Here is a 26,585-nt window from a genome sequence, read left to right as displayed (position 1 = left end):
ACGATCTCATTCGCGAGGCATATATAACCATTAAGTTAAATAACCGAATGGTTCGATAGCAATGCAAACAGATCGCCTCGATAATATTTTCTCTGCACTGGCCGACCCTACACGCCGTGCAATTCTTGCGCGGCTGTCGCTCGGAACAATTTCGGTGACGGAATTGGCCGAGCCTTTCAAAATGTCAGGCCCTGCCATTTCAAAACATCTGAAAGTTTTGGAGCGTGCAGGCCTGGTTATTCGTGGCCGGGAAGCGCAGTGGCGCCCATGCACCCTTAATGCTGCCCCGTTGAAAGAAGTGGAGACCTGGATCGAGCACTATAAGCGCTTCTGGGAAAGCAGCTTCGAGCGGTTGGAAGAATATTTGGAAGAAATACAGATGGAGGAGCAGAACAATGATTCAGGACAATAGTGCCACGACTGCAAACACCGAATCAGGGCGTGTGTTGACAATCAACCGGGTTTTCAATGCTCCCCGCCCCCTGGTTTTCAAGGCATTTACCGACCCGAAGCGAATGCTGCAATGGCTTGGTCCCCGCGACTATCCGGCAAGCTTTGTCGAGGCAGATGTGCGGCCCGGCGGCAAATGGCGCGCCTGTCTTGATTCTGCAGCAAGCGGCGAAGAGCTCTGGCACGGCGGAACCTATCACGAGGTCGTACCGGATGAACGGCTCGTTTTCACATTTGCCTGGGACCAGGAAGACGGAAAGGCTGGCAGGGAAACACTTGTCAAAATTGATTTCGAAGATCTAGCGGGTAAGACCAAAATGCAGTTTCAACAGTCCGAATTCGAAACAGTAGAAGACTGCGAAGGTCACCGGAAGGGTTGGAACAGTGCTTTTGACAGGTTGGAAGAACTCCTCGCCTGAAGTCAGCAGCGATGAAGCAAACAGCAACAGGAGATGATCATGCAACATGAGATCGTATCACGCGAGCAATGGCTCCAGGCACGTACTGCACTGCTCGAAAAAGAGAAAGCCTTTATGAAAGCGCAAGACCGGATGAGTGCGGAAAAGCGTGCGCTGCCTTGGGTGAAGATCGAAAAGGAATATGTCTTTGACAGCCCATCGGGCAAGGTAACACTGTCCGACCTGTTCAAGGGTCGCAGTCAGCTTTTCGTCAAGCATTTCATGCTGGCCCCGGGTCAGGAAAAGCCCTGTCACGGTTGCAGCCTTGTCGTCGATCATATGGATGGCATTTTGCGGCATCTTGCGAACAATGACGTATCTTATGTCTCGATTGCACGCGCGCCAATCGCGGAAATCGAAGCCGCACGCAGGGCCATGGGCTGGAATTTCCCTTGGGTGTCATCTTTCAATAGCGACTTCAACTATGACTTCGACGTATCTTTCACGGCGGAAGAAAGAGAAAAAGGCACGGCATTCTATAATTATCAGCATGGCGATCCGGGGATCGATGATCTCTCCGGTGGCAGCGTGTTCTACAAGGATGAAGCCGGCCAGATCTATCACACCTATTCGGCCTTTGGCCGGGGCGATGAGCAATTCCTTGGTGTCTATGCCTTTTTCGACGTCATGCCCAAGGGCCGCAACGAGAATGGTCCGCATTTCAACCTCGGCGATTGGGCGCGTCTGAAAGACACCAGCGGCAGAAACGGGAATGCAGCGGCTCAAAGCCGCGAGCAGACAACCGACTGCGCCTGTTCGGCGCCTAGCTGAGTTCGCCCCATGTGCTGCGCACTCATCGCATTGTGTATCGCAATGGCAACCGCAACCCGGGCGGGGCTGAAAAACATCCTCGCCCGGCGGTTGCGTATTTTCAGCTATGCCATCGTTTCGATCACTATGATTGCGGGCTCGGCTTTCGCCGCAGAGCATGTCCGGCACTACCTCAACAGGGCAGCCGATAATGAGCGTTCTGTGCTGGCCGAAATTCTGGCGCAACCCATTTGCAGTGGCGCCACGACAGATAAAATCAAGCCTGCACAGCTGTCCTTTGCGGACTATGAAAAACTCAAGCGCCAATGAAATCCGCTTGAGTTTTCCAAAGAGACTTGTTTAAATTCCCATACGGTTCGCTGATCAAGCACCGGCACCCTCCCCCAAATCCTTCCAAGCCAGCGGCGCTTTGCGTCTGCTGTTCGTAAACCCATGACGCTGACAGCCGTGATTGCGGCGGCGTCAGCAGGAGCGATCCATGCACATTGTAAATGAAAGCTTTGTCGTCCTCACAGGCGGCCCAGGTTCAGGAAAAACGACTCTCATTGAAGAGTTGAAACAACGCACTCATGCCGCTTCAGTCGAAGCCGGGCGAGCAATTATCCAGCACCAAATGAGCATCAGGGGACCAGCGCTCCCCTGGAAGGACCCGGCTCTTTTCGCTGAATTGATGCTTTCCTGGGAACTGCGATCTTACGACATTGCAAAAGACATGGAAGGGACAGTCTTTTTTGACCGCGGCATCCCGGACGTCGCAGGCTATTTACAACTATCGAAACTTCCGGTGCCCACGCATGTGAAAGAGGCTGGCGAGCAGTACCGTTATAATCCACTGGCTTTCATACTGCCGCCCTGGGAGGAAATCTTCGAGCAGGATAAGGAACGCAAACAAACGTTTGAGGACGCCATCCAGACCTATCATGCCATGGTGAAAGCCTATGGCGATTATGGCTATGACTTGATCGAAGTGCCACGCTTGCCGGCGGGACAACGGGCCGATTTCATTCTCGAACACCTATCATGAAAAGGGCCCGAAACTGCATTCGGGCCCTTTCCTCCACATCTGTAACCCAGAATTATTCGGCAGCAGCACCAACTTCAACAGGACGGCGGCGGCCGATCGTCAGCTGAGTAATGGCGAAGGCTATCACGGCGCACATAGCAATGCCGGCTGCCATCGGCAGGGGCTTTCCTGTGAAGAAAAGCGCTGCCACAATCATAGCAATGATCGATATCACAAACTGCAAAGTGCCCAATAAGGCCGATGCGGAACCGGCAATTTCTCCGTGATCTTCCAGCGCAAGAACACCGGTCGTTGGAATAACAAGGCCAAGGAACCCATAACCCACAAACAGGAATGCAGCCAGAACCGGCAATTGGTCAAAGCCGGAGCCCATGACAATAACCATGGTGGCCAATGTTAACCCAAAGCCTGTGACCGCCATACGCATGACACGTACCAAGCCAAAGCGGCTGCCAAGCCAACCGGTCAATTGCGACACGGTGAAGAACGAAACCGCATTGATCGAGAAGGCAATACTGTATTGCGTTGGAGTGAGGCCGTAATGGTCAATCAAGACGAAAGGCGAGTTGGCAAGATAGACAAGGAAACTCGCAATGCCAAAACCGCCAATCATCGACAAGATGATGAAATTGCGGTCACGCAGCAGAATTCCATAAGCATTAAGCGCGCTGCGCAGCCCACTTTCGGCCCGCGCTTCCTTTGGCCGGGTTTCTTCAAGCTGTGTTGACAGCAAAACCAGACCGATGAGTGCTGCAATCATTACAGCCCAGAACACGCCGCGCCATCCGAAAAAGTGAATAACGGCACTGCCTGTCAAAGGCGCAAGGATGGGGGAAATGCTGAACACCAGCATCAGTAGCGACATAAGGCGGGCCGCCTGAACGCCGGTATGCATATCACGCACAACGGCGCGCGGAATGACCATGCCCGCCGCACCGCCAATTCCTTGAAGGAAGCGGAATGCGATCAGCATCTCCACACTGGTTGCCAGAGCACAACCAATGCTGGCTACGGTAAACAAGCCGATCCCCAGATAGAGCGGCAGCTTGCGCCCCCACATATCCGAAAGCGGACCATAGACGATCTGGAACAGCGCAAAAGACAGGAAGAAGGCCAAAAGGCTCATTTGCACGGCATTTTCATCCGCCGCCAAATCCGCTCCGATGAACGGCAGCGCAGGCAAATACATGTCGATCGCAAAAGGACCAATGGCCGACAACAATCCAAGAATGACTGCATAGCGTAGGAAGGAGGACTTCATGATGATGCTCTTTCAAGCAATCGCGGCAGATAAGCGCGTTGCACTTGCGAATTGAACGGCTTTGATAGAGCGCACTGTCTCATCTTGATGAAACAGCCGCTCTATCCGTAATTTTTCCGCAGCTTCCTCCGGAAAGCTGCATCCGGTATTCTGGAACTACGATAAACATGAAGGCGTCTGCTTGGGAGGAGCGGCGCTCACGCAATAAATGGCGCGTCAATATATTTGGACACAGTTGTAAAATTAGACACTATTGTCTAACACGTCAAGACGCATTATCTTGGTCAGATGAAAAATCGTACGATGGCCCCAAGCCGATCATCAAGTGCACGAAAAGACACCGGCCCTACCCAACACGGTCAATGTTCAAAACGTGTTTCCATTCTGGACGCCGCAGCAAACGTCTTTTGCCGAGAAGGTTTTTCGGGAGCCAGTATTGATGAAATTGCGATTGAGGCATGCGTATCGCGACAGACAATATACAATCACTACCGCGAAAAAGAAACGCTGTTTGTGGCGGTAATCGAAGATGTCATGGAGCGGGCGAACGCTATGCTTTTCTCCACACTTTCGACCTTCCCTGACAAGCCGGATCATTTGCAGAAGGATTTGACTGACTTCGCCATGCGACTGACGAAGAATTGCCTGTGCAATCAGGATGGAAAGTTCTTGCGCAGGCTCGTCCAGTCAGAAGGTGAGAGATATCCGCATTTGTTTGAAGGCTGGCGTCAGCACGGTCCATGCAAGATCAGCACAACGCTTGGTGCCTTGTTCGCAAAGCTCGCCCATAAGGGCGCATTGCAAATCGATGATTTTGATCTCGCCGCCCGCCAATTCCTGGCATTGGTGAATGCTGACCTCCAGATGATTTATCTGTTTGGCGGGAAACCGACAGAAGAAGAGCTACAGACCGCCGCAAACAACGCTGTTGAAACTTTCTTGCGCGCCTATGGTCCGCGCGAACAGGAAACCAGTGACCAACCGGCTCCCGTTCTGATGGCTGTAAGTTAAATTTCACTCCTTTACGTAGCCGCCACAAATTTTGCCGCAAACTGTATTGATAATACCCTTTGTAGATATCGATATTCTATTCATTGGATAAATTTAACCCCATTGCTGACAAGCAGTCGCAAATGCATTAGCGATGCGCCATAATGGCCGGATACGATTTCTATCTCCGCTTGACAGGCAGGGGGGAATCCATGGGATAAGAGTGCATGCCACAAGATATGATCCGTTACGATATACTTGCCCAGGAAGCGCTTCGCGGCGTTATCCGAAAAGTGCTAGGCGAAGTTGCCAAGGCAGGACTGCCGGGCAACCATCATTTTTTCGTCACCTTTTTAACCGGCGCACCCGGTGTGCGTATTTCGACGCGGCTTCACGAGAAATATCCAGAACAGATGACGATTGTACTTCAGCATCAGTTCTGGGACATGCAGGTCACTGATACCCATCTTGAAGTCGGCTTGTCATTTGGCGATGTGCCGGAGCGGCTCGTCGTACCGTTTTCCGCGATTCGTGGTTTCTACGACCCGTCTGTAAACTTCGAGCTGGAGTTTGATGTCGAGGTTGAAGAAGCCGTTGGCGACAATGATCAGGGCATTACGAGCATAGCGCCAGCCGAGATTGTTGACGGACCAAAGCTGGCTTCGACCAGCGCCAAGCCAAAGCCTCCCGCAAAATCTGCAAAAAAGCCTGCGAAAGCATCTGGAAAAACGGAAGCGCCGGAAGATGCAGGAAGCGACGATAATGGCGAGAAAGCTTCGGCTTCAGTCGTTTCTCTCGATTCATTCCGCAAGAAGAAGTAAGAGCTTCCATGGCTGAGATCGTAAATCTCCGACGGGTCAGGAAGCGAAAGGCCAAAGATGCCGAAGAGAAGGTTGCGGCCCAAAACCGTATCCTTTTCGGGCGAACCAAAGCCGACAAGAAATTTGAAACCGCTTTATCAGATAAAGCAGAGCGGTTTCTGGATAACGGTCGGCTGGAAAAGCCATCGGACGACAAGTGAGCCTTGTCCAGAAACGCTCGGTGACAATTCATGGGCACCGCACCAGCTTTTCACTCGAAGATCCTTTTTATGAAATCATTACCTCCATTGCACAAGACCGCCAGATGACCCTGGCGGCGCTTGTCGCTGAGATTGACAAGGACCGGGATCGCGACTCCAGCCTTTCATCCGCATTGCGGTTGTACGCATTGGCCTGGGTGCAAAATGGTGGCATGTCGACGCAAAAATAATTCCGGCATCATGTAGGATTGGCCAGCTTTCCTTCGTCTTTCAGGCAGTTCAAATCGCAATGAAAGGGAATGACATGCCAATCAAACAAAAAATTACTCCATGCTTGTGGTTCGAAGGCAATGCCGAAGAAGCGATGGATTTCTATTTTTCCATTTTTGAGAGCGGAAAGATCCTTAAAAAAACTTACTGGGGTAAGGGCGGAATGGGGCCGGAAGGTTCATTGCTTACCGCCCGATTTGAGATCGCCGGTCAGGAATATATCGCGCTCAATGGTGGTCCGGAATTCAAGTTCAACGAGGCCATCTCTCTAACAATCGATTGCGGGTCCCAAGCTGAAATAGACGAACTCACCGAGAAACTGACGGCTAATGGCGGTGAAATCGGTCCGTGCGGTTGGGTTAAAGACAAGTACGGTCTGTCATGGCAAATTGTGCCGTCCATACTCACTGAAATGATGCAGGACAAAGATCAAACGAAGGTTGACCGCCTTTTAGGAGCGCTGCTGCAAATGCACAAACTTGATATCAGCAAGCTGGAAGCGGCTTATAGGGGAGAATAACTGCAAGGTGTGCGGTGCGTGGTTCGACAAGCTCACCATGAGGGAAGTAGTTTGGCTGCATGAATATCGCGACGCCCGTCACATCATTGCAATCCACGATCTCCCTCATGGTGAGCTTGTCGAACCACGCACCGCAATAACTGCAAATTTAACAGGCTCACTGCGGAACGGTAGTCGGCTCGATGGTTTTCAAGAACTCATCGACCGACTGTCTGTCAATTGCGCCTTGCGGCTGTGCTGGCGGGGGTGCAGCGGGCAGAGTTTCAAGAGCTTTGCGCGCTGCCTCCTCAGCGGCTTTTCTTTCCGCCGCTTCACGCGCTTCCTGCTCGGCTTTGATGCGCGCGGCCCTCACCCGCTCTTCTGCCAACGCCTGAAACAACTGTGTCTCGCGGCGCAGACGCTGCTTTTCCACCAGCGATGCTTGCAATGTCTCGACGCGCTGTTGCTCGCGCTCCAGCGCGCGCTGGGTCAGGAACTGCTCCAGCGGTTGACGATTAAATGTCACCGCTGGATTTTTCCATGGACCATCCAGCGCAAACTCGACCACAGGATCAGCACCGACAACCACAGCCTTTCCGGGTTCAAAGGTAAATTTGCCTTGGGAAGCAACCGTCATTTCCGGAAAACTTATCCGCAAATCAGCCGAAAGCCGGGCATCCTCGTTACTCAACTGGAATGTTGATGTGCGCGCCACTCCCCCGGCAATCGTATAGGGAATCTCGGAAGCGGTAGCGTTCAACACACCAGCGTTCAAATATTGATCGATGGTCGTATTGATGGCGGCGGTCGTAACAGGCCCCTCCACAGCGTCGACATTCGCCAAAATCGGTATGAGCGCTGCCGGATTGAGCGAGTTGATTGCCAGCTCGCTGACCGACACCACGCCGGAGCCGGCAATCGATTTGACAAACTCGCCCATGGAGGTTCCGGTTGCATTTATCGAGGCTGATATTTTAGCCTTACCTTTGACTGGCGGTATACCAGTTTCCGGCCGGTAAATCTCATCAATGGCAGCTTGATCAAGCGTGAACTGGCCAGTCGCCAAACCAGTACCACTTGTGTTGCGAAGCTCGAACATGCCGCCCAACTTGCCGCCGAACAGATCGCCTTTCGTGTCATCGAGGCGCAAAGCACCGTCTTTCAGTGAAGCATTGGCTTGAAAGTTGCGTATCTGGCCAATGATTCCCGCATCTGCCGTTTCAGCTTGCAGTTTCAGATCAAAACTCAACGGAAAGAGTGGGCTTGCAAGAAAAGCCCGTTGCGGCCACAGCGACCTGCCTTCACCATCCGTACTGCCCGTGCCGAGAAGAAACTGCGTTACAGCATCAAGATTGAGTTGGCCAAGCGTGATATCGCCTTGTGCGTTTGGCACGCCATTTTCGAGCACAAAGCCGAGGCGTCCGCCAATTTTCGTGTCGCTCACCTGCCCGCTCAGGTCAGGGAGCATGAGCTTGCCATTGTTCAGCGAAAAGCTGCTGGCGGCATCAATGGGCATGCCATTACCAAAGCCGGGCAAGGAATAGCCAGCCGTGGCGAGATAAGCATCAATATCCGTGCTTTTGAGCGAGGCGCGGCCCTCACCGCTCAAAGCACCTTCTGCATAGCGGAAACTCCCGTCCAACAATGCGCGACCATCTGGCGCTTTCAAAGCGAGCTGCGTCTGAAACCCGGCCTTCTGGTTTCCTTTGAGAGCAATATCGGCTTCAAGCTCTCCTGCAAGACCGAGCGGCAAGGCAGGCAGGCCAATAAAGGCCATCAAACCTTCTGCGTGCTCGGTGCGGGCATTCATGGTCAATTCGAGCGTGCGCAGTTGCTCGTCGCTCATCATGTTTGTACCGGACAGGGTGATGTTCATCCCGCCGGACTTTCCCGCAGCACTTAACGAAAACTCGTTTGTTCCGGACTTCCCCTGCAGCGTATTGGCGAGAACGCTCAGCTGCGTTTCCTCAAACAGACCGGGAAAACGCGATGCCCGCTCTTTCATGGCAACGAGAAATGGGAAGTCAGGAAAGCGTTGTGCAAGCGCATCTACAAACGGCGCCATGTCGTCTGAAAGCAGGGTGGCGTCAATCGAGCCCGATGGCTCCGCCTTAAAGGGTTCCAATTTGCCTGTGGCGGTGATCGTGGTGCCAGCAACATTGCCAATGGTCAGGCGATCAATATCAAACACACCATTGCGCAGACGGAATGCCGTATCCACCGTTTCGGCAATGAATCCATCATGGGTAACCGGTCCCGCCTTCAGATCAACATCAAGGTCCTGGCCGTTCAGGATTGAAGAATCTGTGCTCGACGTATTGCTGTTGAATAATGCCGAGAAGGCTCCTAGCGCATCTGCATCCAGCGCACCGCCCTCCAGTTTCAGCTGCGTCAGTGGCAGTGAATCGCCCTTTGCGCTGCGAACGAGCGATCCCTTCAATGATGCACCACCAAGCGCCAGTTCGAGATTATCAACCTTCTGCAATTCGTCGTGCAGGCTTACATCGCCAGAAAAACCCGCACCGCGAATACGGCGGATCGCATCATCCACAGAGTTCGTCAGCCAGGCAGCAAGTCCCGAAGGCTGGCGCGATGCCACGAGCAATTTGCCATCGAAGCCGAAATTATCACCAACCTGCAAGACGCCCTTTGCCTCAAATTGCGTACGCCCCGGCAGTTCCGCTTTGAGCTGATTTATCGTCCAATTACCGGCGGCGGGCGCTGCATCAACCGTGACAGAACGTATTGTCGTATCGCCCGCCACGATAGCAGGTAGTTTCAGATCGATTCTGCCAGGCACAGTGGGTACTGGCAATTGATCCATCAGACGCCGAAATATGCCAAGGCGTTGTTCCGTCGTTTCAGAGCTTTCCTTCGCGTTTTCCTGCTCCTGCTCCTGATTGCCGAAAGTAACCTGCTGGCCATCGGCTTTCACCTCAAATCGCGGATCAGAGCCATAATCAAAATGGGCATTCCCGTTGACCACATAGGGGTCGGCGGCGGGCCCTTGTTCCATACGGAATTCCGGTATGACTATCCTTGCATGGTCGGCTTCGAATTGTCCAAACAAGCGAAGATCGGAAAGCAATGGCTTCTCTGTCGATTCGGCCTTTTCTCCAGTTTTAACAATGGGTTCGTCGCGGGAGCGAATGTCAATACGGCCGGCATATTTCAAGGCGCCTTGATCGAGCGTGATCTGACCGTCAGTTTCCATCGTCGCCGGAATACGATCGGGAATGACACGCGCATGCATTTGCAACGATCCGTCAGGCTTTAACGCACCGGTCGAAGACGAAACAGACAATTTCTCGCCATTGAAGAACAGGCTTCCATCGAATTTCCACGGCCCGGAAAGGTCTTCAGCAGACATGGTAGCATTCAGATCAGAAAGGGAGCGGGTCGTGCCCGTCGAAGCATCGCGGACAATCAACGAACCATTGTTTATCTGCAGATTCTCCAACTTGACCTGCGTCTTCTGGAAAGGTGTCCGTGGCCGGATAGCCCAATCGACAATGCCGCCTTCATTGATCCGCACGGTTGCCGCCGGCTTTTCCAGCCGCATATCGAATATGAGAATCTCGCCACGCAAAAAGGGTGCGAGTTCCGCGTCCATCGAGAATTTCTCGACAGTTATCACCGGTTCGACACCGGGGTCACCGACGCGCACGTCTGAAAAAGTCACGGATGGAAATGGCAACAGCCGCGCACTGGCGTTTCCGGCAACAGTCACCGGACGGCCAAGCAAAGTGGAAGCTTCTCGTTCGAACGAAGAGCGATAACCGGCCCAATCGACGAAATATGGCACCACGAGCGCCGCCGTCAGCAGCAGTACCAACAATCCGCCGATGAAAACAAACAAACGTGCCAGTGTCTTACTCCGATAGGTTCGCGCCGGTCACCATAGAAACGACTTTATGGCAGCGCCGAGACATGACCGGTTTTACGCGCGATTTGCAATGCTTACACCATGCTTTAACACGCGGAATCAAAATGCGAACCTAAAGCCGTAAGATCTTGCCAGGATTCATGATATTTCCCGGATCAATAGCTCGCTTGATCGTTTCCATGACATCGACAGCACCACCAAGTTCAGCACGCAGAAACTTGATCTTCCCTTGCCCGATCCCATGTTCGCCGGTGCACGTTCCATCCATCGCGATAGCGCGGAGATTCAGGCGCTCGACAAAGGCCTCCACATTCTCGATTTCGACTGGATTCTTCTCATCAAAAAGCACGAGCACGTGGAAATTGCCATCACCGGCGTGACCAACGATAGGTGCAATGAGACCGCTCTGCTCAATGTCCCTCTCGGTCTCGACGATGCATTCGGCCAGACGTGAAATCGGCACGCATACGTCGGTGGAAAGCGATTGCTTGCCAGGTGCCAAGGTCATGCAGGCAAAGTAGGAATTGTGCCGCGCGGACCACAGTTTTTCCCGCTCTTCAACATTGGCGGTCCATTTAAATTCGCCACCACCATTGGCCGCAGCAATTTCTCCAAACAATTCCGCCTGCTCGGCGACACTCGTTTCACTGCCGTGGAACTCCAGAAACAGATAGGGTGCGGGATCATAATCCAGCTTGGAATAGGCAATCATTGCCGTCATTTCGAGTTCATTGACGAGCTCGATGCGCGCAACAGGAATTCCCATCTGAATTGTTTCGATAACCGTATTGCAGGCACTTTTCAGATCAGGAAAAGCGCAGATACCACCGGAAATCGCTTGTGGAATGCCGTATAATTTCAAAGTCAGCTCGACGATAATGCCAAGCGTTCCCTCGGAGCCGATCAAAAGCCTTGTCAGATCGTAGCCCGCTGAAGTCTTCTTCACCCGCTTCGACGTCGTAATAAGCCTGCCATCCGGCATCACGGCTTTAAGGGCCAAAACATTTTCCCGCATCGTGCCATAGCGGACGGCGTTTGTTCCCGACGCGCGGGTTGCAGCCATACCGCCAAGGCTGGCATTTGCACCGGGGTCGATAGGGAAGAACAAACCGGTATCGCGCAGATACTCGTTCAACTCCTTGCGTGTGACACCCGGCTCAATGACGACGTTCAAGTCTTCATTATAGACCTTCAAAATGCGATTCATCCGCGAAAGATCAATTGATATGCCTCCAGCGGGCGCATTCACCTGGCCCTCAAGCGAGGTTCCGGTTCCAAACGCGATAACGGGTACCTGCCATTCACTGCAAAGGCGCACAATCTCCTGCACGTCTTCAACAGACTCGGCAAATACAACCAGATCAGGAGCCTGATTCGGCACATAGCTGGTGGTATGGGCATGCTGCTCGCGGATAGATTTTCCGCCTTGAGCATTCTCGCCGAAGCGCTTCTTGAGGATTGATACAACGGTCGCAATGCCGTTCTCGTTGCGCAGCAATGCACCTGCGTCTGCCAATGCCATTCCAGTTTCCAGCCTTTTGTTGGATTCTCTTCAGGTCGGCATTTTCAGGCAATACACGGCCCTTGTCCAGTTGTAACTCTGCGTTACACGAAAGGTCACGTGTGCCAACGTCAATCGTCGTCCTCGTCATCATCTTCGTCGGGAGACCAATCCGTCACAGCAACAAAGCGCTCCTGCTCGCCGGTCTTTTCAAAGACGCTTCCAACGGGCGAATCCAGAAGGGGGATTATGCTCGGATCATAATTTGCAATGGTATTGACGTCGAAGATACCACTGTTCTCAGGATCTTCCATGTAATCGTCGCTCTCAAAGCCGGAGAGGAAGCGCCAGCCGCTATCAAGATCATTATCGGGATCTTCACGATACATGAATCGCACCGGATAGCCGTCAATGGTTATTGTGTCAGTAGCGATGCAACCACCATAATTGCGTATCAGTGGCCGTATTTCTTCCTTGGTGAGTCGGTAACTTTTATCCATACCCAATTTTAGTTGATCGTCATGGACTTGGCTAGCTTCCGGAAGCGGTCGGCATATTTGCTTTTTTCCGTGCTGTTAACGATAAGGATGGCGCGTACGTAACGACTGGTCTCAAACCGGGCGATCTGCGCCACATACAGCGCATCGCCACTGGCGGAATCTGTCGCCGTCCCATCGATTTCGATCCACTCCGCGCCATCCGCCTCACTGCTGGTCTCATTGTCGGATTGGACGTCCTTTATCCCGGTTAGCGATGCAAAGGCCTTTTTGGAGAACTCAAGCCGTGTAGCGGGTTCCGGAGCCGTATTCAGATTTGAGGCGATAACTAGCATTGGCTGCATGGAGTTGATCGCAACATCATTCGGCCCCTCGGTCAGAAGCAATGTCGCTCCGGCAATAACACGCACGGGGCGAAAACCGGATGTATCGGAAACTTTGAACGGTAAAGATGCGATCTGGTCGGACAGGCTTGTCGGGGGGCGAACAGTCAAAGTGCGCAGGGCTTTTTCTACATCAGCGTCCGACAACACACCTTTGGCGCCATCCGGTATCTGCACTGTCACCATCGCCGTCGTGCTTTCAGCACCCACAAGCACGATCCACTTGCGATACTTAACACCAGCCGCGACCTGACTGGCGCGGATCAGCTTTGAAACGACAGCGCCTTGTACCGGCCACTCGTCGGGACCGGATATTGTTTCTATGCCGGCAGCCAGCAAGCCTTCCCTGTTAAAGCCCGCAGCAATTGTGGCATAGGCATCAACGGGAAGCTCGGTCACCACAATAGATGTGCCCTTGGCGGGGTCTTCAAAACCGCTGAAACTGGATGATGGCGCCAGACCAGCTGGCGGAACCAAGCCGATACCTGATCCACCGGGAAAAACCGCTTCTTGAGCGAATCCGGGCTGAGCGAGCGCCAGCAAAACAAACAATAGAGCGAAGACCCGTCCAGCAAACCGCATTTATCAATTCCCGTTTTATTCCATGCACAAATAGTAAGCACAGAACGATCCGGCAAGCGATTGGTTTCGCAGGCCGATTGGTCTGGACCACAACTGAGTTGAATTGCTCTCAGTTTAAATGCTTCTTGAAAAACTCGACAGTGCGACCCCATGCCAGATCAGCGGTCTTCTTGTCGTAACGCGCTGCAGAGGTGTCATTGTTAAAGGCATGATTAGCGCCTTCATAGATATGAATCTCAAAGGTTTTCTCGTTGGCTTCCAGCGCCTTCCTATAGTCCTCGATTCCGGCATTGATTCGCGTGTCGAGACCGGCATATTGCAAAAGCAAAGGCGCTTTGATCTTTGCGACGTCCTCTGACTTCGGCTGGCGGCCGTAATAGGCGACACCTGCCCCAAGCTGTGGCGCATTGACAGCAAGGTCATTGACCATGCCGCCGCCCCAACAAAACCCCACTGCGCCAACCTTGCCATTTGATGATTTGACTTTGGCAAGATAGTCCAGAGAAGCGATGCCCTCTGCGATCGCCGTCTTTGAATCCAGAGCGCCGATCATGCCACGCGCTTTTTCCTCGTCCTCCGGCGTGCCGCCAGCCGATGAAAGCAGATCCGGCGCCATTGCAACAAAACCTTCAAGTGCCATGCGCCGGGCAACGTCACGAATATGGCCGTTCAGGCCGCGATTCTCGTGGATGACGATAACCGCCGGAAGCTTGCCCGAAGTCTCGACAGGAACGGCGAGATAGGCCTTTATATTACCGGAAGGCCCTGCAAATACGAGATTTTTGGTAAAGAGCCGTTTGTCTTCCGGTGCAATGATTGCAGCCTGAGCAGAATTTGCTGCAAGCATGGGAGCAATGACTGCCGCAGCGGCGCCCGAACCTGCAAGCTTGGTGAGCTTGTCCATGAAAGAGCGGCGGTCAAGCGTGAGGTGGGTATACTCATCAAACGCATCGACCATCGCCTGGGTAATATTCGGATGCTTTGTTGGTTCGCTCATTTTATAACCCTTCTCGAGGATGAGCCCCCTCCTCCAATCAAATCCTGACCCGATGCGACAGGATGCCGGTAGAAAGAGCAACGCCAAGTCCTGTGATGACAGCAGCTGCAATTTCCCAGACGCCGAGCGCCTCGTCAAGGAAGATGGAGCCACCTATCGCTGCAAGTACCGGCGTGAGTGCACTGAATGCAGCAGCCTGACTGCCGCCAAGCGAACGAACGGCTATGCCATAGGCCAGCATGGCAGCCAGCCCCGAGAGGACGCCTTGGGTTAGAAACTGCAAACCAAGCTCCGGCAGTGGCACATCCATGATCGTGGTACCGAAGCAGGCAGCCAACACCAAGTGGATAATAAATGACCAGACAGCAATCAAAGCCCCACCCTGCAGAGCGGTCAGACCTGAACGCTTGAAAGCGTGGGTGTACCCGGCCCAAAGCAATGCCCCAAGTGGCAGGCAAACAAAGCTCACCCATGAAATCTCATGGCTGCCAATGGCAAGCGTCAAGAGAATGGCAAGCCCGGCAACAATGGCGGCAAGGCCGAGCCAGCGTGTGGGGTCCGGGCGCTCGCCGAACAACACGACCCCGATCAAAGCGGCTGCAAGCGGCATGGAACCGCCGAGCAACACGCCAACGGCAGCGGCAGGCGTCGAATGAATGGCAAAGGTGGTGATCTGGAAAAATAACACGCCTGCGCCACACACCATGATTGCGAGCAATGCCAGGGGCACATTGCGCGGCACAAGACCAATCTTCAACCAGACCGGCGCCAGCACCAGCGCTGGCAGACCATAGCGGATGAGACCAAGATCAATAGTGCCAAGTTGCGTGCCGCTTGAGTGGCGCGTAGCGACAATCCATGTTGCCCAGATGAAGACCGTCACCAGAGCGCCAGCATAGCCGGGTGCCAGAGAGCTTGACTTGTTGATTTCCGGTGAGATCGCAACCATCGAAGTTTCCTTTCAGATTAACTGAATATGTTTTCCGTGGAAGCAATATATGGCGAATGGCACTAGCAGGTCCTTGCAAGTTGATGCCACTTAGAATAGCATTTTAGCAACTTTCAATAAGATCTAAAAGAAAAATAGGCAAATTATGCCAAATCTTGATAAATTTGATATTGGTATCCTCGAAGCGCTTCAAAGCGATGCGCGCGCGACAAATGTGGAGATTGCAGAAAGGGTGAACCTCTCACCCTCGCCTTGCTTGCGGCGCATCCGCAATCTGGAAAAGTCGGGCGTTATTCGAGGTTATCGCGCCGATATTGACCGCAAGGAAGTTGGGCTTGGACTGACTGTCTTCGTGGAAATCAAAGTGGGGCAGCACAGCAAGGCAAACTCCGAGCTTCAACAGGCGGCTTTGATCGCCATGCCGGAAGTGACCGGAGCGTTTCTCATTTCAGGAACTGCGGATTTCCTTGCTGAGGTGGTCGTCGAAGACCTTTCCGCCTATGAGCGGTTTCTTACGGAAAAACTGCTGGTCCTGCCCGGCATATCCGACATTCGCTCGAATTTTGCCATTCGCACGATCAAGACCAACAGTCCGTTGAAGCTGCCTCAGCGCTGAATCAGGATTCGCAGAAGGTAATCCGGTTGCTGAACGGGTCAGTAACGGTAACTTCTCGTCCCCAGGCTGCTTCTTCAAGACCAGGTTTCATGAAGCGATAGTCTTGGGAATACAATTCCTTATGAAAAGCCTCAATACCCGTCATGCGGACAAAGACCCGAGCGCCTGGGCTGGCATCGCCTGAATGTTCGCTGAGATGCAGCGTCAGACCGGAACGTGATACCTGACAATAAAGCGGAAAATTGTCTCCAAACCGATGCTCCCAATCGAGCGTGAAGCCAAGAAAATCGAGATAGAATTCCCGGGCTTTAGAGACATCAAAGATACGCAGGATGGGATTGGCAGGTCCGATGGCAATATTCCGCTTTGTAGCAGGCTCATCGGCGATCCTGGCCGCCAACACATTCCAACTATCGAAACCGAAGCCGGCTGCGACGAGTTCAAGCCCCTCACTGTGGGAAATTTTGATATTCTTTTCGTCCAGAGCGTTGCGCAGCGATTTGGCAATAGCCTTGGCGTCATTGAATGTACGCATGATCGATCCTTCGTCGTCGTCGGTGAATCTGGAAAGTCAGTGCTCGCATTGCCGACCCGTTCACCTTTCAAAGGATGAAGCCAAGCTTGTTTACTCGATACATTCACCGTAACCCGAAGGCTGCGAGCGGCTGGCTGTATCAGCCGCACGCAGCAATATTACTGCTTCAGATTACCGTCAATCTTATTTTGGCAGGGTATAGGCGATGACGTAATCGCCTGGCTTGGTCCCAACCGAACCATGGCCGCCCGCAACAATGACCACATATTGCTTGCCATCATCCAATGAGAACGTCATCGGCGTCGATTGACCACCGGCAGGGAGACGCGCCTCCCACAATTGCTTGCCATCGGTCACATCATAGGCGCGCAGATAATCATCAACCGCAGCGCCGAGAAACGCGACACCACCAGCGGTGATGATCGGACCGCCAATGCCCGGCACGCCAACCTTGAATGGCAGCGGCAGCGGGGAAGAATCCCGCACAGTGCCATTGCGATGCTTCCATGCGATCTTGCCCGTGCGCAGATCGGCACCAGCGACATAGCCCCATGGCGGTGCCTGGCAAGGCAGGCCCAACGGCGAAACAAACGGCCCCATGACCACCGCGTAAGGTGCACCCTCATTGCGGTTGAGCCCCTGTTCGCTACCCTTGGTGCCAACGCCAGGCGGAGGCACATCGGCGCGTGGCACAAGACGCGAGGTAAAGGCAAGATAGGTCGGCATGCCGAACATGATCTGTCGTTCGGGATCAACCGCGACCCCACCCCAGTTGAACACACCAAAATTGCCCGGATAGACCAGCGTCCCCTGCAATGAAGGTGGGGTATAGCGCCCTTCATAGCGCAGCTTCAGAAACTCGATCCGGCACGCGAGCTGGTCGAACATCGACACACCCCACATATCCGTGCCGGTCAATGGCGGCGGCGAGAATGTCAGGTCGGAAATGGGCTGCGTAGGCGCGGTAAAGTCGCCCTCAATCGCACCTTGCGGTGCAGGTATTTCCTTGATGGGGATGATCGGCTCGCCCGTGCGGCGGTCGAGCACATATATATCACCCTGTTTCGTCGGCCCCACCAGTCCCGGCACGGTGCCGTTGGCTGTGTTGATGTCAACCAGCGTGGGTTGCGCAGGCACATCCATATCCCAAAGATCATGATGGACAGTCTGGCGCACCCAGCGCACCTGGCCGGTATTGAGATCAAGCGCAACGATGGAGGATGAGAATTTCTCGACATTGGCCGAGCGCCCTGCCCCAAGCTGATCAGGTGTCTGATTTCCCAGCGGAACATAGATCAGTCCAAGCTTTTCGTCGGCGCTGGAAACTGACCAGCTATTGGGAGAATTATGCGTGTATGTCTGCCCCTCCGGCAATGGCGTCGTTACATCCGGATTGCCGGAATCCCAGTTCCACACAAGTTCGCCGGTGTTGATATCGAAAGCGCGGATAACACCGGACTGTTCCTTCGTCGAATAATTATCATTGACCGCACCGCCGACAATGATCTTTCCTGCCGCAACAACCGGCGGCGATGTGGAATAATAATAGCCCGCAGGATTATAGGGCATGCCCTTTTCAAGATGCAGCGTGCCCTTGTCAGCAAAGGCTGGACAAATCTGGCCATTGGCCGCATCGAGCGCGATCAAACGCGCATCGGACGTTGGCAGATAGACGCGTTCCGCACACGGCTGTCCGGGCGTTGCCGCAGGGTCGGCATAATATGACACACCACGGCAGGTCTGGTGCTGACGATCGGGATTCATGCCGGAATTGGAATCAAACTTCCACTTTTCCTTACCTGTTGCAGCATCGAGCGCGATGGCCCAATTATGCGGTGTACAGATGAACAGCGTATCGCGAACCTTCAGCGGCGTTACTTGATAGGTGGTCTCGCCGACATCTTCCGGCAGCTTGACGTCGCCCGTCTGATAGGTCCAGGCGACTTGCAACTTGTCGACATTTTGCGTGGTGATCTGCTTAAGCGGCGAATAGCGCTGACCATAGGGTGTACGCCCATACTGGTGCCAGTCACCTTCAGGCATATTGCCACCCAAATCGACAGTATCCGAGACAATTTCCTTGCTCAGTTCGCCCGTAATTTGCAATGGATCCTGACTCATTGAATAGCCTGCAACCACCAGCGCAGCGACAACAGCAACGGACAATGCCAAGGCCGGGCCGCCGGATGAAGAACCGGCACTACCTGCAGATGAATTCAAGCCTCGCCTGATCCACGGAGCAAGCAACCAAAGGCCAAGGATCATGATGACACCGCCCCGCGGTGCAAGCTGCCACCAGTCGAAGCCGATTTCCCAGATGGCCCAACCGAGCGTTCCTATGACCAACAGTGCATAAAACAGCAATGCGGACGACCGCCTGCGGAAGAGCAGAAAGGCAACTACGAGGAACGCAAGAGCGGCAATGATGTAATACCAACTGCCTCCCAGGACAGCGAGCCATATACCGCCGATGCCAAGCGCTGCGCCAATGAAAAGGAAAACGAGTGCGGTGAGAGTGATTGCCATGGGGAAAGTCCCTTTCCAAGCTCAATCATAACCGGATGATCCTGACACGGGCAACGAATGTTGCCGCCGACTGTCAAAACCTTGAAGGTAACGAGTCACTAATCAAAATGGGTAGGCCCATAAAGTGGGAGACGCAATATCCTGACTTGATATTTCAACCTCACGCCTCAACCGAAAGTCGGGGCTAATTGCAATTGTTCTCTTTTTGTATCGCATTTTTCTGGTTTTTCGGTGCCGAATCACTACATTGGGTTCAAATGTCTGGATTACCTGACGATATTCCGTTTTTTGACGAACCTGAAGCGCCACGCCAGCCTTCGGGCATAGCTGCGCGCGCCATGCAGGCGCGTAGCGCACCACCTTATCTCAACGGCCTTAACCCTGAACAGCGACTGGCGGTTGAAACGACCGAGGGACCTGTACTCGTTCTGGCTGGTGCAGGCACGGGCAAAACACGGGTGCTGACTTCGCGTATTGCGCATATCCTTTCGCTGGGCAAAGCCTGGCCAAGCCAGATACTTGCCGTGACATTTACGAATAAAGCAGCACGCGAGATGAAAGAGCGCATTGGCGTTCTGGTCGGCGGCGCTGTCGAGGGCATGCCATGGCTGGGTACATTCCACTCCATCGGCGTCAAACTGCTGCGCCGTCATGCCGAACTCGTGGGCCTGCGTTCCGACTTCACCATTCTGGACACGGATGACGTCATAAGACTGATCAAACAGATCATTCAGGCGGAGGGTCTGGACGACAAGCGCTGGCCCGCCAAGCAATTTGCGCTGATGATTGATGGCTGGAAAAACAAAGGGCTTGGGCCTTCGGAAATTGCCGAAGGCGATGCCCGGTCATTTGCCAATGGCAAGGGCCGCGAACTTTATACCGCCTATCAGAACCGCCTCAAGACATTGAACGCCTGTGATTTCGGCGATTTGCTGTGCCACCCTATCCGCATGTTCCGCGCCTATCCCGATATTCTCAAGGAATATCACGCCAAGTTTCGCTATATTCTTGTTGACGAGTATCAGGATACCAATACCGCGCAATATATGTGGCTGCGCCTGATTGCACAGGGTTCGAAGAATGTCTGCTGCGTTGGCGACGACGACCAGTCGATCTATGGCTGGCGCGGCGCGGAAGTGGACAACATTCTGCGCTTCGAGAAAGATTTCCCCGGTGCAGTCGTTATCCGGTTGGAGCGCAACTACCGTTCCACTGCGCATATTCTTGGCACCGCATCGCATCTCATTTCCCACAATGAGGGACGGCTTGGCAAAACGCTTTTTACCGATGCGCCAAACCCGGAAGATGCCAAGGTCAATGTGCATGCCGGCTGGGACTCCGAGGAGGAAGCACGGGCAGTTGGCGAAGAGATTGAGCAGGCCCAGCGCAAGGGCCACAATCTCAATGACATTGCCATTCTCGTACGCGCTTCATTTCAGATGCGTGAGTTTGAAGACCGCTTTGTCACGCTTGGCCTGAATTACCGCGTTGTCGGAGGCCCGCGCTTCTATGAACGCATGGAAATCCGCGACGCGCTTGCCTATTTCCGCGTCGTTGCGCAAGGCTCCGATGATCTGGCGCTAGAGCGTATTATCAACAATCCCAAACGCGGGCTTGGCGAAGCTGCAATCCGACAGGTGCATGATTATGCCCGCGCCAAGGACATTGGTATGCTGGATGCGGCCGCAGATCTTGTGGAAACGGAAGAATTAAAGCCGAAGCCACGCTCCGCTTTGCGCGAAGTGGTGGAAAATTTCCGGCGTTGGCAATCACAGATCGATTCAACACCACATACGGAACTGGCCGAGAAAATTCTCGATGAGTCCGGCTATACTGCCATGTGGCAGGCGGATCGTTCAGCTGAAGCGCCGGGACGGCTGGAAAACCTCAAAGAGCTTATCCGCTCGATGGAAGAATATGAGTCACTGCGCTCTTTCCTTGAGCATGTGGCACTGGTCATGGATGCCGAGCAGAACGAAAATCTTGATGCTGTTAACATCATGACGCTGCATTCAGCGAAGGGGTTGGAATTTGAAACAGTCATTCTTCCCGGCTGGGAGGAAGGTCTGTTTCCGCATCAGCGCGCGCTTGATGAAGGTGGACGCTCCGGGCTGGAAGAGGAGCGCCGTCTGGCCTATGTCGGCCTGACTCGCGCCAAGAAAAATCTGCATATCTGGTTTGTTTCCAACCGCCGTATTCATGGCCTGTGGCAATCCACCATCCCTTCCCGCTTTCTTGAAGAACTTCCCGAAGCGCATGTGGAAGTGATTGCAGGCGGTGACAGCTATGGCGGCTATGGCGGTCGCGGTGGTTATGGCCAATCGCGTTTTGATCGTGCCGATCCTTTTGAAAACAGCTATTCAACGCCAGGCTGGCAAAGAGCCCAGCAGAACCGCTCAGACGCAACGCGGAACAATTGGGGCTCGCGGTCAGGCGCACGCGTGGAACGCATAGGCTATGGCGAAACGGATTCCGGCCATGGCGCAGGGCGCGGCTCTGTTAAAGGCCGCATGATTGACGGCGAACTCGTCGCCAAATCTGTCAGCGAAACGCCGTCGAATTTCGATGTTGGCGACCGGGTATTCCACATCAAATTCGGCAATGGCAACGTCTCTTCCATTGAAGGCAACAAACTGACCATCGACTTCGACAAGGCCGGACAAAAACGCGTGCTGGATAGTTTTGTGAAGGGGATTTGAACTGTTATCCCGCCAAATCATCAAGTGTCACATTCAGTATAGTCGCAATACGTTTCATCACTGATAATGATCCATCTTTTGAACCATTTTCAATTTCGGAAAGATATGGTTGCGAAATTCCTGCTGCCTGCGACAGCGCCACGGCTGTCATGCCGCGCCACTTCCGGAAAACTCTCACCGGGTTCTCACCTTGCACGAGAGCGAGTACCACATCTTCGGGAAATGCCTCCTCCTCGCCCCGTGCAATAGCATCTCGAATGTTCAATGCTTCCACAAGTTCATTTATGGAATGACCATCGCTGCCAAGCACGACATCATCGAGACGGGTTATAATTGCTTTTAAAGCGAGAAAATCGCCTTCTGAAATCATGGCGTAACGCTGATCGCTGCCCGGAGGCATGACATAGCTTACCTTCAGTTCACCCATTTTTGCCTCAATCATAGACACTACTCCGTGGGCCAATTTTAATGATTGTCAGCACGTTTCCATTCTCATCAAAAATGACGCGCCACTCACCAACCCGAAGGCGCTTAAGTCCCAAGCCTTGCAAGGTTTTCACATTATTTTTCAAACTTGCGGGATCATCCGCGTAGGCGCGGATTTTCCTTATTATCTTTTCAGCTTCGTTTTTCGGAATTCGTCGCAATAATTGCGACGAAGATTTGCTATATGCAATAGTTTTCATTATAATTATTACCAATAGCTATAAAATGCAATAGATTTTAATTAATCCAGTGTACCTCTTCTCAATGTCTGAACAAGCGATAGCTGCGATTAGCAGCTTGGCACATATACCCTCCCCCTGAACGCATCCATATCCCAGGCGGGTCCTGGGTCTGACTTTCGGCCCGGCGCAATGTCATCATGGCCCATAATGTCTTCGATCCTATAGGCGGCGCAGATTGCCCGCGCCGCAGCGACAGCTGTTTCCATCTGCGCTTTGGTAAAAATTTCCCAACCACAATCCGGAACACCGAATTTGTGGCGTGCCTCGATAATTTTTGAGCGGGGAACATTGACGCCAGTCCATGAAGACCAGCGATCTTCCATCCTCTTGAGTGGGCCCCAATTTTCAATTTCGATGCCTATTGAAGAACTGTTCAAGCCGGAATAATGCCTGCCGTCTTTGCCCGTCCATCGGCTTTTGCCCGCGTGCCACGCCACCCTGTTGAAAGGAACGCATTGCTTTACAGTTCCGTCACGACGGATAACCAGATGAGCCGAAACATTGGACGATTTTTGAGCGAAGTAACTGGCAATATCCGAATTCGGGCCACTGGCCGTATAGTGGATAATGAGAAATTTCGGGGTGAGGCGCCCGCCCATATTGGGTGATGGAACAAAAGGAATTTTACTGGAACCGGCATATAATCTGTGGCTTTTAACGGCAAAACTCATGATAAAATTCCTTAAAGCAAATCTATATCCCGCATAATAAGTTTTTATTCCTATTCGTCAATGAAAAAGATGCCGCATCATGCGGCATCGCTGCTTCGTTCTTGCTGATTATTCCGGCTTACCCTTGGTCCAGGTGACATTGCCCGCAAATAGCGGGACCGTGGATATGGAAGTCTTGGCCGAACCGTCCTGCACCTGGCTGGCATGGGCCAGATAGATCAGCGTATTGTTCGCCTTGTCGTAAATGCGGGTGATGATGAGCTTCTTCCAGATCAGACTGGTGCGCTCGGAGAATACCCGCTCGCCGCCTTCATCCAGTTCAATATCACCGATAACGACCGGACCTGTCTGCTGGCACGAAATGGAGGCATTGGACGGATCTTCGAACCAGTTGCCCTTTTGCAATCTGTCGATGACACCGCGTGAGAAGGAGGCAAGATGGCAGGTGACGCCCTGCACTTTCGGATCAGTCACAGCATCAATGACAATATCATTGCCCAGCCAATCGACGCCGACTTGCCCCACCTCCTCCGCATGAGTAGGCATTATGGCAGCGCCCAGAATGGCCAGTGCAGCAAGAGTACGCTTCATCGAAATCTCCACAAATTTTGGCAGAATGATACGCTCCAGTTGGGTATGAAGCGTGTGGGATGCAACCGGGAACGGCGATATTGCGTTAATGTTCCCATTTGGCGAGAAAATCTTCAATGCTCAGGGATTGGATGTCAGCAATGGCATCAAACAGGATCGTATGCGGCCAATCCCACCAGGCAAGCTTGATCAGGCGAGCAGCAATCTCTTCCGGAAAACGCGGACGTATGGGCTTGGCAGGATTACCGGCCACGATCATATAGGGTGCGACATTCTTGGTGACGACAGCATTGGCACCGATGACCGCGCCATGACTAATGCTGATCGCCGGCATGATCACTGCGCCATGGCCGATCCAGACATCATGACCAATTCTGACCCGCTTCGCTTGCCTGCGCGCACGAAAATCGGCGTCTATGCCCTGAAACTTGAAAAACTCATTGGGCCGGTAGCTGATCTTGTGGGTTGTGACCCGCTCCATGGGATGTTCTAGTGCGTTGATGCGCACATTTGGACCAATAGAACAAAACCGGCCTATATCGGCGTAAATTCCCTCGCTGTGGCGCTCAATATAGGAAAAATCCCCCATTGTGACGTCGCGCAGGATGACGCGCTCGCCAACTTCCGCATATTTGCCAAGCTTGACGCCCTTCAGATGCGCGCTCGGGTGGATGCGCGGCTGCGGATTAAGAAAGCGGGGATCGTCAGTTTCAGTCATTGCGGTTTCTCGTATCAGGGTGAGCAATTCTTTCGCACAAATGATGCACCGTTGCCTATGGCGAAAATCCTGATAGGGGTAGCCAATAACAGCCTTTCCGAAAGCAAAAAGCCCATGACGACCCAGACCCGCCTTTTCATTACTGCCGGCAAGGCCGAAGCCGAGCGGCTGTTTACCTTGCTTGAAAATGCTTTCGAAGACGATGGCTTTCCAATCTCCTCAGCCGAGATCGATGAGGATCGCGAAATATTCGAAGTTTCGGTCTATACATTTGAACCGGAAGAGATCGAAGCCCGGATGATCGAAGCACTGGGCAGCAACTGGCCGGTAGAGCGCGAGCAGGTGCCGGATATTGATTGGGTGGCGCATTCGCTGGAAGGGCTGAAGCCTGTGCGCGCCGGACGGTTCTTCGTGCATGGCTCGCATGATCGCCACAAGCGCCGCACCAATGATCTTGGCATTGAAATCGATGCCGGGCAGGCTTTTGGCACCGGCCACCACGGCACGACCTCGGGCTGTCTTGATATGATCGGCGAAGTGATCCGCCGTGAACACCCGCGCAATGCGCTCGATTTGGGAACAGGTAGCGCGGTGCTGGCAATCGGCATTGCAAAACTAACGCATATTCCCGTTCTTGCGACGGATATCGATCCTGTAGCAGTAGATGTTGCGAGGGAAAATGTGGTGAAGAACGGTGTCGCTTCCCGGGTTCGCACCGAAACAGCAACCGGCTTCCATCACCCAGCCATGCGCAGCGCGGCACCTTTTGAGTTGATTGTCGCCAATATTCTGGCGCGCCCGCTGATGATGCTCGCGCCTGAAATGCGCAAGCATCTCGCCTGGGGCGGCTCGTTGATCCTTTCCGGCATTCTGGAAAGCCAGCGCGAAAAAGTGCTGGCCGCCTATCGCGTGCAGGGGCTTTTCCACGTGAAGACCCTCCGCCGCGAAGGCTGGGTCACGTTGCATCTGAAAGCGCGCGCAACTTACTGACCCATGGGCTAAATGCTTCTTTGGTATAATTGACAGCCTTATCTCGATATAGCGCTATGAGGATCAAGGCGTACGATATGGCCTAAAAGGATCACTTCGTCTGGATGTGCTCGAAAAAGTTAAAAATGGTGTCGTTTGCGTTTACGATCTCAAAACAGGCAAAACAGGTCTCACACCCGCCAGAATGGTAGAGATTGGCCAATCTGTGCACAAGAATTTTTCAGGACCATACCGCATCTTCGTTATCCCAATCCAACCTGAGCTAGATTATTGACAACAGCCGCACATGTGAAACAGGCTATGATGCCCTTGCTGGAGCGCCATTCCGATCTGGCGCTTATTGGACGCATGCTGGTCTTAACACCAGTACGCAATGTTCTCCGCTTTATCTGTATAGATCGGCGCTCTAACCCCAATATTTTTGTGGTAGACACAGCAATTACACTATCATTTCTCAGATTGAATCATTGGCCTTTAAGCGGGGGGCGTCTTCTCTACATACATCAACGTTTATGGGACATCCGCGATCCGGAATCTATTGAGCTCATGCGCAACATGATTGAGGAGGCCTTACCAGAACTGCGCCGAATAAACTCGATAGATGACTATGTAACCCACCGTAGCAATGATCCCGAAAACTCCTGGTATTTTCTTCGAAATGCCAGCCTGCGCGCAATAGCTGCCTTAGCGAACGGTGACCTTGATCTTGCAATTTCTTTTATTGAAGAAGGCATTACAAGCGGTCTGCTGGATAGGAAACCAGACTACTATAACGCGCTGATATCTCATGATAGGGCGGCCTTATTGAGGAATCTACAAGAAAGGCAAGCTTTCACGATCAAGAATCTCAAGCTCGAAAAATACTGGGAGCCCACGCCCTTTCCGCTTGAACTTCAGGACTAAAACACGGCAAGCGATTAAACCGGTTGCTAAATTCAATGCTCCATTGCGCAGAGCAAATGGGGAAGCTAG

The 26,585-nt window shown here is 53.1% G+C and carries 28 protein-coding genes; 14 read left to right on the top strand and 14 right to left on the bottom strand.

Annotated elements, in window-relative coordinates:
- Positions 1-61 precede the first annotated feature (61 nt).
- The 5 genes from ACYJL1_RS08230 (at position 62) to ACYJL1_RS08210 (ending at position 2,703) form a co-directional block, all read left to right on the top strand.
- Complete coding sequence (locus ACYJL1_RS08230; RefSeq protein WP_460897885.1) at positions 62-412, top strand: ArsR/SmtB family transcription factor; 351 nt, start codon at positions 62-64, stop codon at positions 410-412.
- On the top strand, positions 396-869 hold the full coding sequence (locus ACYJL1_RS08225; RefSeq protein ID WP_460897884.1) for an SRPBCC domain-containing protein: 474 nt from the start codon (positions 396-398) through the stop codon (positions 867-869). The genes ACYJL1_RS08230 and ACYJL1_RS08225 overlap by 17 nt, the downstream gene beginning before the upstream one ends.
- 39 nt (positions 870-908) lie before the next feature.
- Positions 909-1,679: a DUF899 domain-containing protein gene (locus ACYJL1_RS08220; protein WP_460897883.1), complete on the top strand. Its 771-nt coding sequence runs from the start codon at positions 909-911 to the stop codon at positions 1,677-1,679.
- 42 nt (positions 1,680-1,721) lie between these two features.
- Complete coding sequence (locus ACYJL1_RS08215) at positions 1,722-1,988, top strand: hypothetical protein (RefSeq protein ID WP_460897882.1); 267 nt, start codon at positions 1,722-1,724, stop codon at positions 1,986-1,988.
- 169 nt (positions 1,989-2,157) lie between these two features.
- The gene (locus ACYJL1_RS08210; protein WP_460897881.1) at positions 2,158-2,703 is read left to right on the top strand and encodes an AAA family ATPase; all 546 of its coding nucleotides are present in this window, start codon (positions 2,158-2,160) and stop codon (positions 2,701-2,703) included.
- A 52-nt stretch (positions 2,704-2,755) separates the two neighbouring features.
- Here ACYJL1_RS08210 and ACYJL1_RS08205 read toward each other — a convergent pair whose 3' ends face one another.
- Positions 2,756-3,964: a multidrug effflux MFS transporter gene (locus tag ACYJL1_RS08205; RefSeq protein ID WP_460897880.1), complete on the bottom strand. Its 1,209-nt coding sequence runs from the start codon at positions 3,962-3,964 to the stop codon at positions 2,756-2,758.
- Between the two features lie 303 nt (positions 3,965-4,267).
- On the opposite strand from ACYJL1_RS08205, the gene ACYJL1_RS08200 reads away from it, so the two are divergent.
- From ACYJL1_RS08200 to ACYJL1_RS08180, 5 genes are all read left to right on the top strand, one after another.
- Complete coding sequence (locus ACYJL1_RS08200; RefSeq protein WP_460897879.1) at positions 4,268-4,975, top strand: TetR/AcrR family transcriptional regulator; 708 nt, start codon at positions 4,268-4,270, stop codon at positions 4,973-4,975.
- A gap of 206 nt (positions 4,976-5,181) precedes the next feature.
- Positions 5,182-5,775 carry an SspB family protein gene (locus ACYJL1_RS08195; protein WP_460897878.1) on the top strand — a complete coding sequence of 198 codons (594 nt, stop codon included), beginning with the start codon at positions 5,182-5,184 and terminating at the stop codon, positions 5,773-5,775.
- An 8-nt stretch (positions 5,776-5,783) separates the two neighbouring features.
- The gene (locus tag ACYJL1_RS08190) at positions 5,784-5,975 is read left to right on the top strand and encodes a DUF4169 family protein (protein ID WP_460897877.1); all 192 of its coding nucleotides are present in this window, start codon (positions 5,784-5,786) and stop codon (positions 5,973-5,975) included.
- On the top strand, positions 5,972-6,205 hold the full coding sequence (locus tag ACYJL1_RS08185; protein WP_460897876.1) for a ribbon-helix-helix domain-containing protein: 234 nt from the start codon (positions 5,972-5,974) through the stop codon (positions 6,203-6,205). The genes ACYJL1_RS08190 and ACYJL1_RS08185 overlap by 4 nt, the downstream gene beginning before the upstream one ends.
- A gap of 74 nt (positions 6,206-6,279) precedes the next feature.
- Positions 6,280-6,765 (top strand): VOC family protein, encoded by a 486-nt coding sequence (locus ACYJL1_RS08180; RefSeq protein ID WP_460897875.1) that lies wholly within the window; start codon positions 6,280-6,282, stop codon positions 6,763-6,765.
- A 157-nt stretch (positions 6,766-6,922) separates the two neighbouring features.
- Here the strand turns inward: ACYJL1_RS08180 and ACYJL1_RS08175 are convergent, their stop codons facing one another.
- The 6 genes from ACYJL1_RS08175 to ACYJL1_RS08150 all read right to left on the bottom strand — a co-directional run bounded on the left by ACYJL1_RS08175 (position 6,923) and on the right by ACYJL1_RS08150 (position 15,539).
- Positions 6,923-10,579, bottom strand: coding sequence for an AsmA family protein (locus ACYJL1_RS08175; protein ID WP_460897874.1), 3,657 nt, complete (start codon positions 10,577-10,579; stop codon positions 6,923-6,925).
- A 163-nt stretch (positions 10,580-10,742) separates the two neighbouring features.
- A complete protein-coding gene (locus tag ACYJL1_RS08170) occupies positions 10,743-12,152 on the bottom strand; it encodes an FAD-binding oxidoreductase (RefSeq protein ID WP_460897873.1) in 1,410 nt (469 codons plus the stop codon).
- A gap of 110 nt (positions 12,153-12,262) precedes the next feature.
- On the bottom strand, positions 12,263-12,631 hold the full coding sequence (locus tag ACYJL1_RS08165; protein WP_460897872.1) for a DUF2185 domain-containing protein: 369 nt from the start codon (positions 12,629-12,631) through the stop codon (positions 12,263-12,265).
- Positions 12,632-12,639: 8 nt separating this feature from the next.
- Positions 12,640-13,593, bottom strand: coding sequence for a hypothetical protein (locus ACYJL1_RS08160; protein ID WP_460897871.1), 954 nt, complete (start codon positions 13,591-13,593; stop codon positions 12,640-12,642).
- Between the two features lie 109 nt (positions 13,594-13,702).
- Entirely contained in the window at positions 13,703-14,590 is an 888-nt protein-coding gene (locus tag ACYJL1_RS08155) for a dienelactone hydrolase family protein (RefSeq protein ID WP_460897870.1), read from the bottom strand.
- Positions 14,591-14,627: 37 nt separating this feature from the next.
- On the bottom strand, positions 14,628-15,539 hold the full coding sequence (locus ACYJL1_RS08150) for a DMT family transporter (RefSeq protein WP_460897869.1): 912 nt from the start codon (positions 15,537-15,539) through the stop codon (positions 14,628-14,630).
- A gap of 145 nt (positions 15,540-15,684) precedes the next feature.
- Between ACYJL1_RS08150 and ACYJL1_RS08145 the strand changes: the two genes are divergently transcribed.
- A complete protein-coding gene (locus ACYJL1_RS08145) occupies positions 15,685-16,155 on the top strand; it encodes an Lrp/AsnC family transcriptional regulator (protein ID WP_460897868.1) in 471 nt (156 codons plus the stop codon).
- A gap of 1 nt (position 16,156) precedes the next feature.
- Here ACYJL1_RS08145 and ACYJL1_RS08140 read toward each other — a convergent pair whose 3' ends face one another.
- The gene (locus ACYJL1_RS08140) at positions 16,157-16,690 is read right to left on the bottom strand and encodes a glyoxalase superfamily protein (RefSeq protein WP_460897867.1); all 534 of its coding nucleotides are present in this window, start codon (positions 16,688-16,690) and stop codon (positions 16,157-16,159) included.
- A gap of 183 nt (positions 16,691-16,873) precedes the next feature.
- Positions 16,874-19,216 carry a glucose/quinate/shikimate family membrane-bound PQQ-dependent dehydrogenase gene (locus ACYJL1_RS08135; protein ID WP_460897866.1) on the bottom strand — a complete coding sequence of 781 codons (2,343 nt, stop codon included), beginning with the start codon at positions 19,214-19,216 and terminating at the stop codon, positions 16,874-16,876.
- Between the two features lie 257 nt (positions 19,217-19,473).
- On the opposite strand from ACYJL1_RS08135, the gene ACYJL1_RS08130 reads away from it, so the two are divergent.
- Entirely contained in the window at positions 19,474-21,915 is a 2,442-nt protein-coding gene (locus ACYJL1_RS08130; protein ID WP_460897865.1) for an ATP-dependent helicase, read from the top strand.
- 4 nt (positions 21,916-21,919) lie between these two features.
- On the opposite strand, the gene ACYJL1_RS08125 is transcribed toward ACYJL1_RS08130, so the two are convergent.
- The 5 genes from ACYJL1_RS08125 to ACYJL1_RS08105 all read right to left on the bottom strand — a co-directional run bounded on the left by ACYJL1_RS08125 (position 21,920) and on the right by ACYJL1_RS08105 (position 24,623).
- Positions 21,920-22,357 carry a helix-turn-helix transcriptional regulator gene (locus tag ACYJL1_RS08125; RefSeq protein ID WP_460897864.1) on the bottom strand — a complete coding sequence of 146 codons (438 nt, stop codon included), beginning with the start codon at positions 22,355-22,357 and terminating at the stop codon, positions 21,920-21,922.
- Positions 22,350-22,601 (bottom strand): type II toxin-antitoxin system RelE family toxin, encoded by a 252-nt coding sequence (locus tag ACYJL1_RS08120; protein ID WP_460897863.1) that lies wholly within the window; start codon positions 22,599-22,601, stop codon positions 22,350-22,352. Before ACYJL1_RS08120 ends, ACYJL1_RS08125 begins: the two co-directional genes overlap by 8 nt.
- Positions 22,602-22,690: 89 nt before the next feature.
- Positions 22,691-23,314: an N-acetylmuramoyl-L-alanine amidase gene (locus ACYJL1_RS08115; RefSeq protein WP_460897862.1), complete on the bottom strand. Its 624-nt coding sequence runs from the start codon at positions 23,312-23,314 to the stop codon at positions 22,691-22,693.
- A gap of 108 nt (positions 23,315-23,422) precedes the next feature.
- A complete protein-coding gene (locus tag ACYJL1_RS08110) occupies positions 23,423-23,905 on the bottom strand; it encodes a CreA family protein (RefSeq protein WP_460897861.1) in 483 nt (160 codons plus the stop codon).
- A gap of 85 nt (positions 23,906-23,990) precedes the next feature.
- Complete coding sequence (locus ACYJL1_RS08105) at positions 23,991-24,623, bottom strand: LbetaH domain-containing protein (protein WP_460897860.1); 633 nt, start codon at positions 24,621-24,623, stop codon at positions 23,991-23,993.
- Positions 24,624-24,737: 114 nt separating this feature from the next.
- Between ACYJL1_RS08105 and ACYJL1_RS08100 the strand changes: the two genes are divergently transcribed.
- Complete coding sequence (locus ACYJL1_RS08100; protein WP_460897859.1) at positions 24,738-25,613, top strand: 50S ribosomal protein L11 methyltransferase; 876 nt, start codon at positions 24,738-24,740, stop codon at positions 25,611-25,613.
- Positions 25,614-25,913: 300 nt separating this feature from the next.
- Positions 25,914-26,516: a hypothetical protein gene (locus ACYJL1_RS08095; protein WP_460897858.1), complete on the top strand. Its 603-nt coding sequence runs from the start codon at positions 25,914-25,916 to the stop codon at positions 26,514-26,516.
- Positions 26,517-26,585 lie beyond the last annotated feature (69 nt).

The sequence above is a fragment of the Phyllobacterium sp. K27 genome, assembly GCF_054796155.1.
The sequence above is the reverse complement of the archived record's forward strand: the minus strand, read 5'-3'. Positions and strand labels throughout refer to the sequence as shown.

Coding starts and splice junctions, on each gene's coding strand:
- ACYJL1_RS08230 (WP_460897885.1), top strand. CDS start 62: ATGCAAACAGATCGCCTCGATAATATTTTCTCTGCACTGGCCGACCCT.
- ACYJL1_RS08225 (WP_460897884.1), top strand. CDS start 396: ATGATTCAGGACAATAGTGCCACGACTGCAAACACCGAATCAGGGCGT.
- ACYJL1_RS08220 (WP_460897883.1), top strand. CDS start 909: ATGCAACATGAGATCGTATCACGCGAGCAATGGCTCCAGGCACGTACT.
- ACYJL1_RS08215 (WP_460897882.1), top strand. CDS start 1,722: ATGGCAACCGCAACCCGGGCGGGGCTGAAAAACATCCTCGCCCGGCGG.
- ACYJL1_RS08210 (WP_460897881.1), top strand. CDS start 2,158: ATGCACATTGTAAATGAAAGCTTTGTCGTCCTCACAGGCGGCCCAGGT.
- ACYJL1_RS08205 (WP_460897880.1), bottom strand. CDS start 3,964: ATGAAGTCCTCCTTCCTACGCTATGCAGTCATTCTTGGATTGTTGTCG.
- ACYJL1_RS08200 (WP_460897879.1), top strand. CDS start 4,268: ATGGCCCCAAGCCGATCATCAAGTGCACGAAAAGACACCGGCCCTACC.
- ACYJL1_RS08195 (WP_460897878.1), top strand. CDS start 5,182: ATGCCACAAGATATGATCCGTTACGATATACTTGCCCAGGAAGCGCTT.
- ACYJL1_RS08190 (WP_460897877.1), top strand. CDS start 5,784: ATGGCTGAGATCGTAAATCTCCGACGGGTCAGGAAGCGAAAGGCCAAA.
- ACYJL1_RS08180 (WP_460897875.1), top strand. CDS start 6,280: ATGCCAATCAAACAAAAAATTACTCCATGCTTGTGGTTCGAAGGCAAT.
- ACYJL1_RS08170 (WP_460897873.1), bottom strand. CDS start 12,152: ATGGCATTGGCAGACGCAGGTGCATTGCTGCGCAACGAGAACGGCATT.
- ACYJL1_RS08165 (WP_460897872.1), bottom strand. CDS start 12,631: ATGGATAAAAGTTACCGACTCACCAAGGAAGAAATACGGCCACTGATA.
- ACYJL1_RS08160 (WP_460897871.1), bottom strand. CDS start 13,593: ATGCGGTTTGCTGGACGGGTCTTCGCTCTATTGTTTGTTTTGCTGGCG.
- ACYJL1_RS08155 (WP_460897870.1), bottom strand. CDS start 14,590: ATGAGCGAACCAACAAAGCATCCGAATATTACCCAGGCGATGGTCGAT.
- ACYJL1_RS08150 (WP_460897869.1), bottom strand. CDS start 15,539: ATGGTTGCGATCTCACCGGAAATCAACAAGTCAAGCTCTCTGGCACCC.
- ACYJL1_RS08145 (WP_460897868.1), top strand. CDS start 15,685: ATGCCAAATCTTGATAAATTTGATATTGGTATCCTCGAAGCGCTTCAA.
- ACYJL1_RS08140 (WP_460897867.1), bottom strand. CDS start 16,690: ATGCGTACATTCAATGACGCCAAGGCTATTGCCAAATCGCTGCGCAAC.
- ACYJL1_RS08135 (WP_460897866.1), bottom strand. CDS start 19,216: ATGGCAATCACTCTCACCGCACTCGTTTTCCTTTTCATTGGCGCAGCG.
- ACYJL1_RS08130 (WP_460897865.1), top strand. CDS start 19,474: ATGTCTGGATTACCTGACGATATTCCGTTTTTTGACGAACCTGAAGCG.
- ACYJL1_RS08125 (WP_460897864.1), bottom strand. CDS start 22,357: ATGATTGAGGCAAAAATGGGTGAACTGAAGGTAAGCTATGTCATGCCT.
- ACYJL1_RS08120 (WP_460897863.1), bottom strand. CDS start 22,601: ATGAAAACTATTGCATATAGCAAATCTTCGTCGCAATTATTGCGACGA.
- ACYJL1_RS08115 (WP_460897862.1), bottom strand. CDS start 23,314: ATGAGTTTTGCCGTTAAAAGCCACAGATTATATGCCGGTTCCAGTAAA.
- ACYJL1_RS08110 (WP_460897861.1), bottom strand. CDS start 23,905: ATGAAGCGTACTCTTGCTGCACTGGCCATTCTGGGCGCTGCCATAATG.
- ACYJL1_RS08105 (WP_460897860.1), bottom strand. CDS start 24,623: ATGACTGAAACTGACGATCCCCGCTTTCTTAATCCGCAGCCGCGCATC.
- ACYJL1_RS08100 (WP_460897859.1), top strand. CDS start 24,738: ATGACGACCCAGACCCGCCTTTTCATTACTGCCGGCAAGGCCGAAGCC.
- ACYJL1_RS08095 (WP_460897858.1), top strand. CDS start 25,914: ATGATGCCCTTGCTGGAGCGCCATTCCGATCTGGCGCTTATTGGACGC.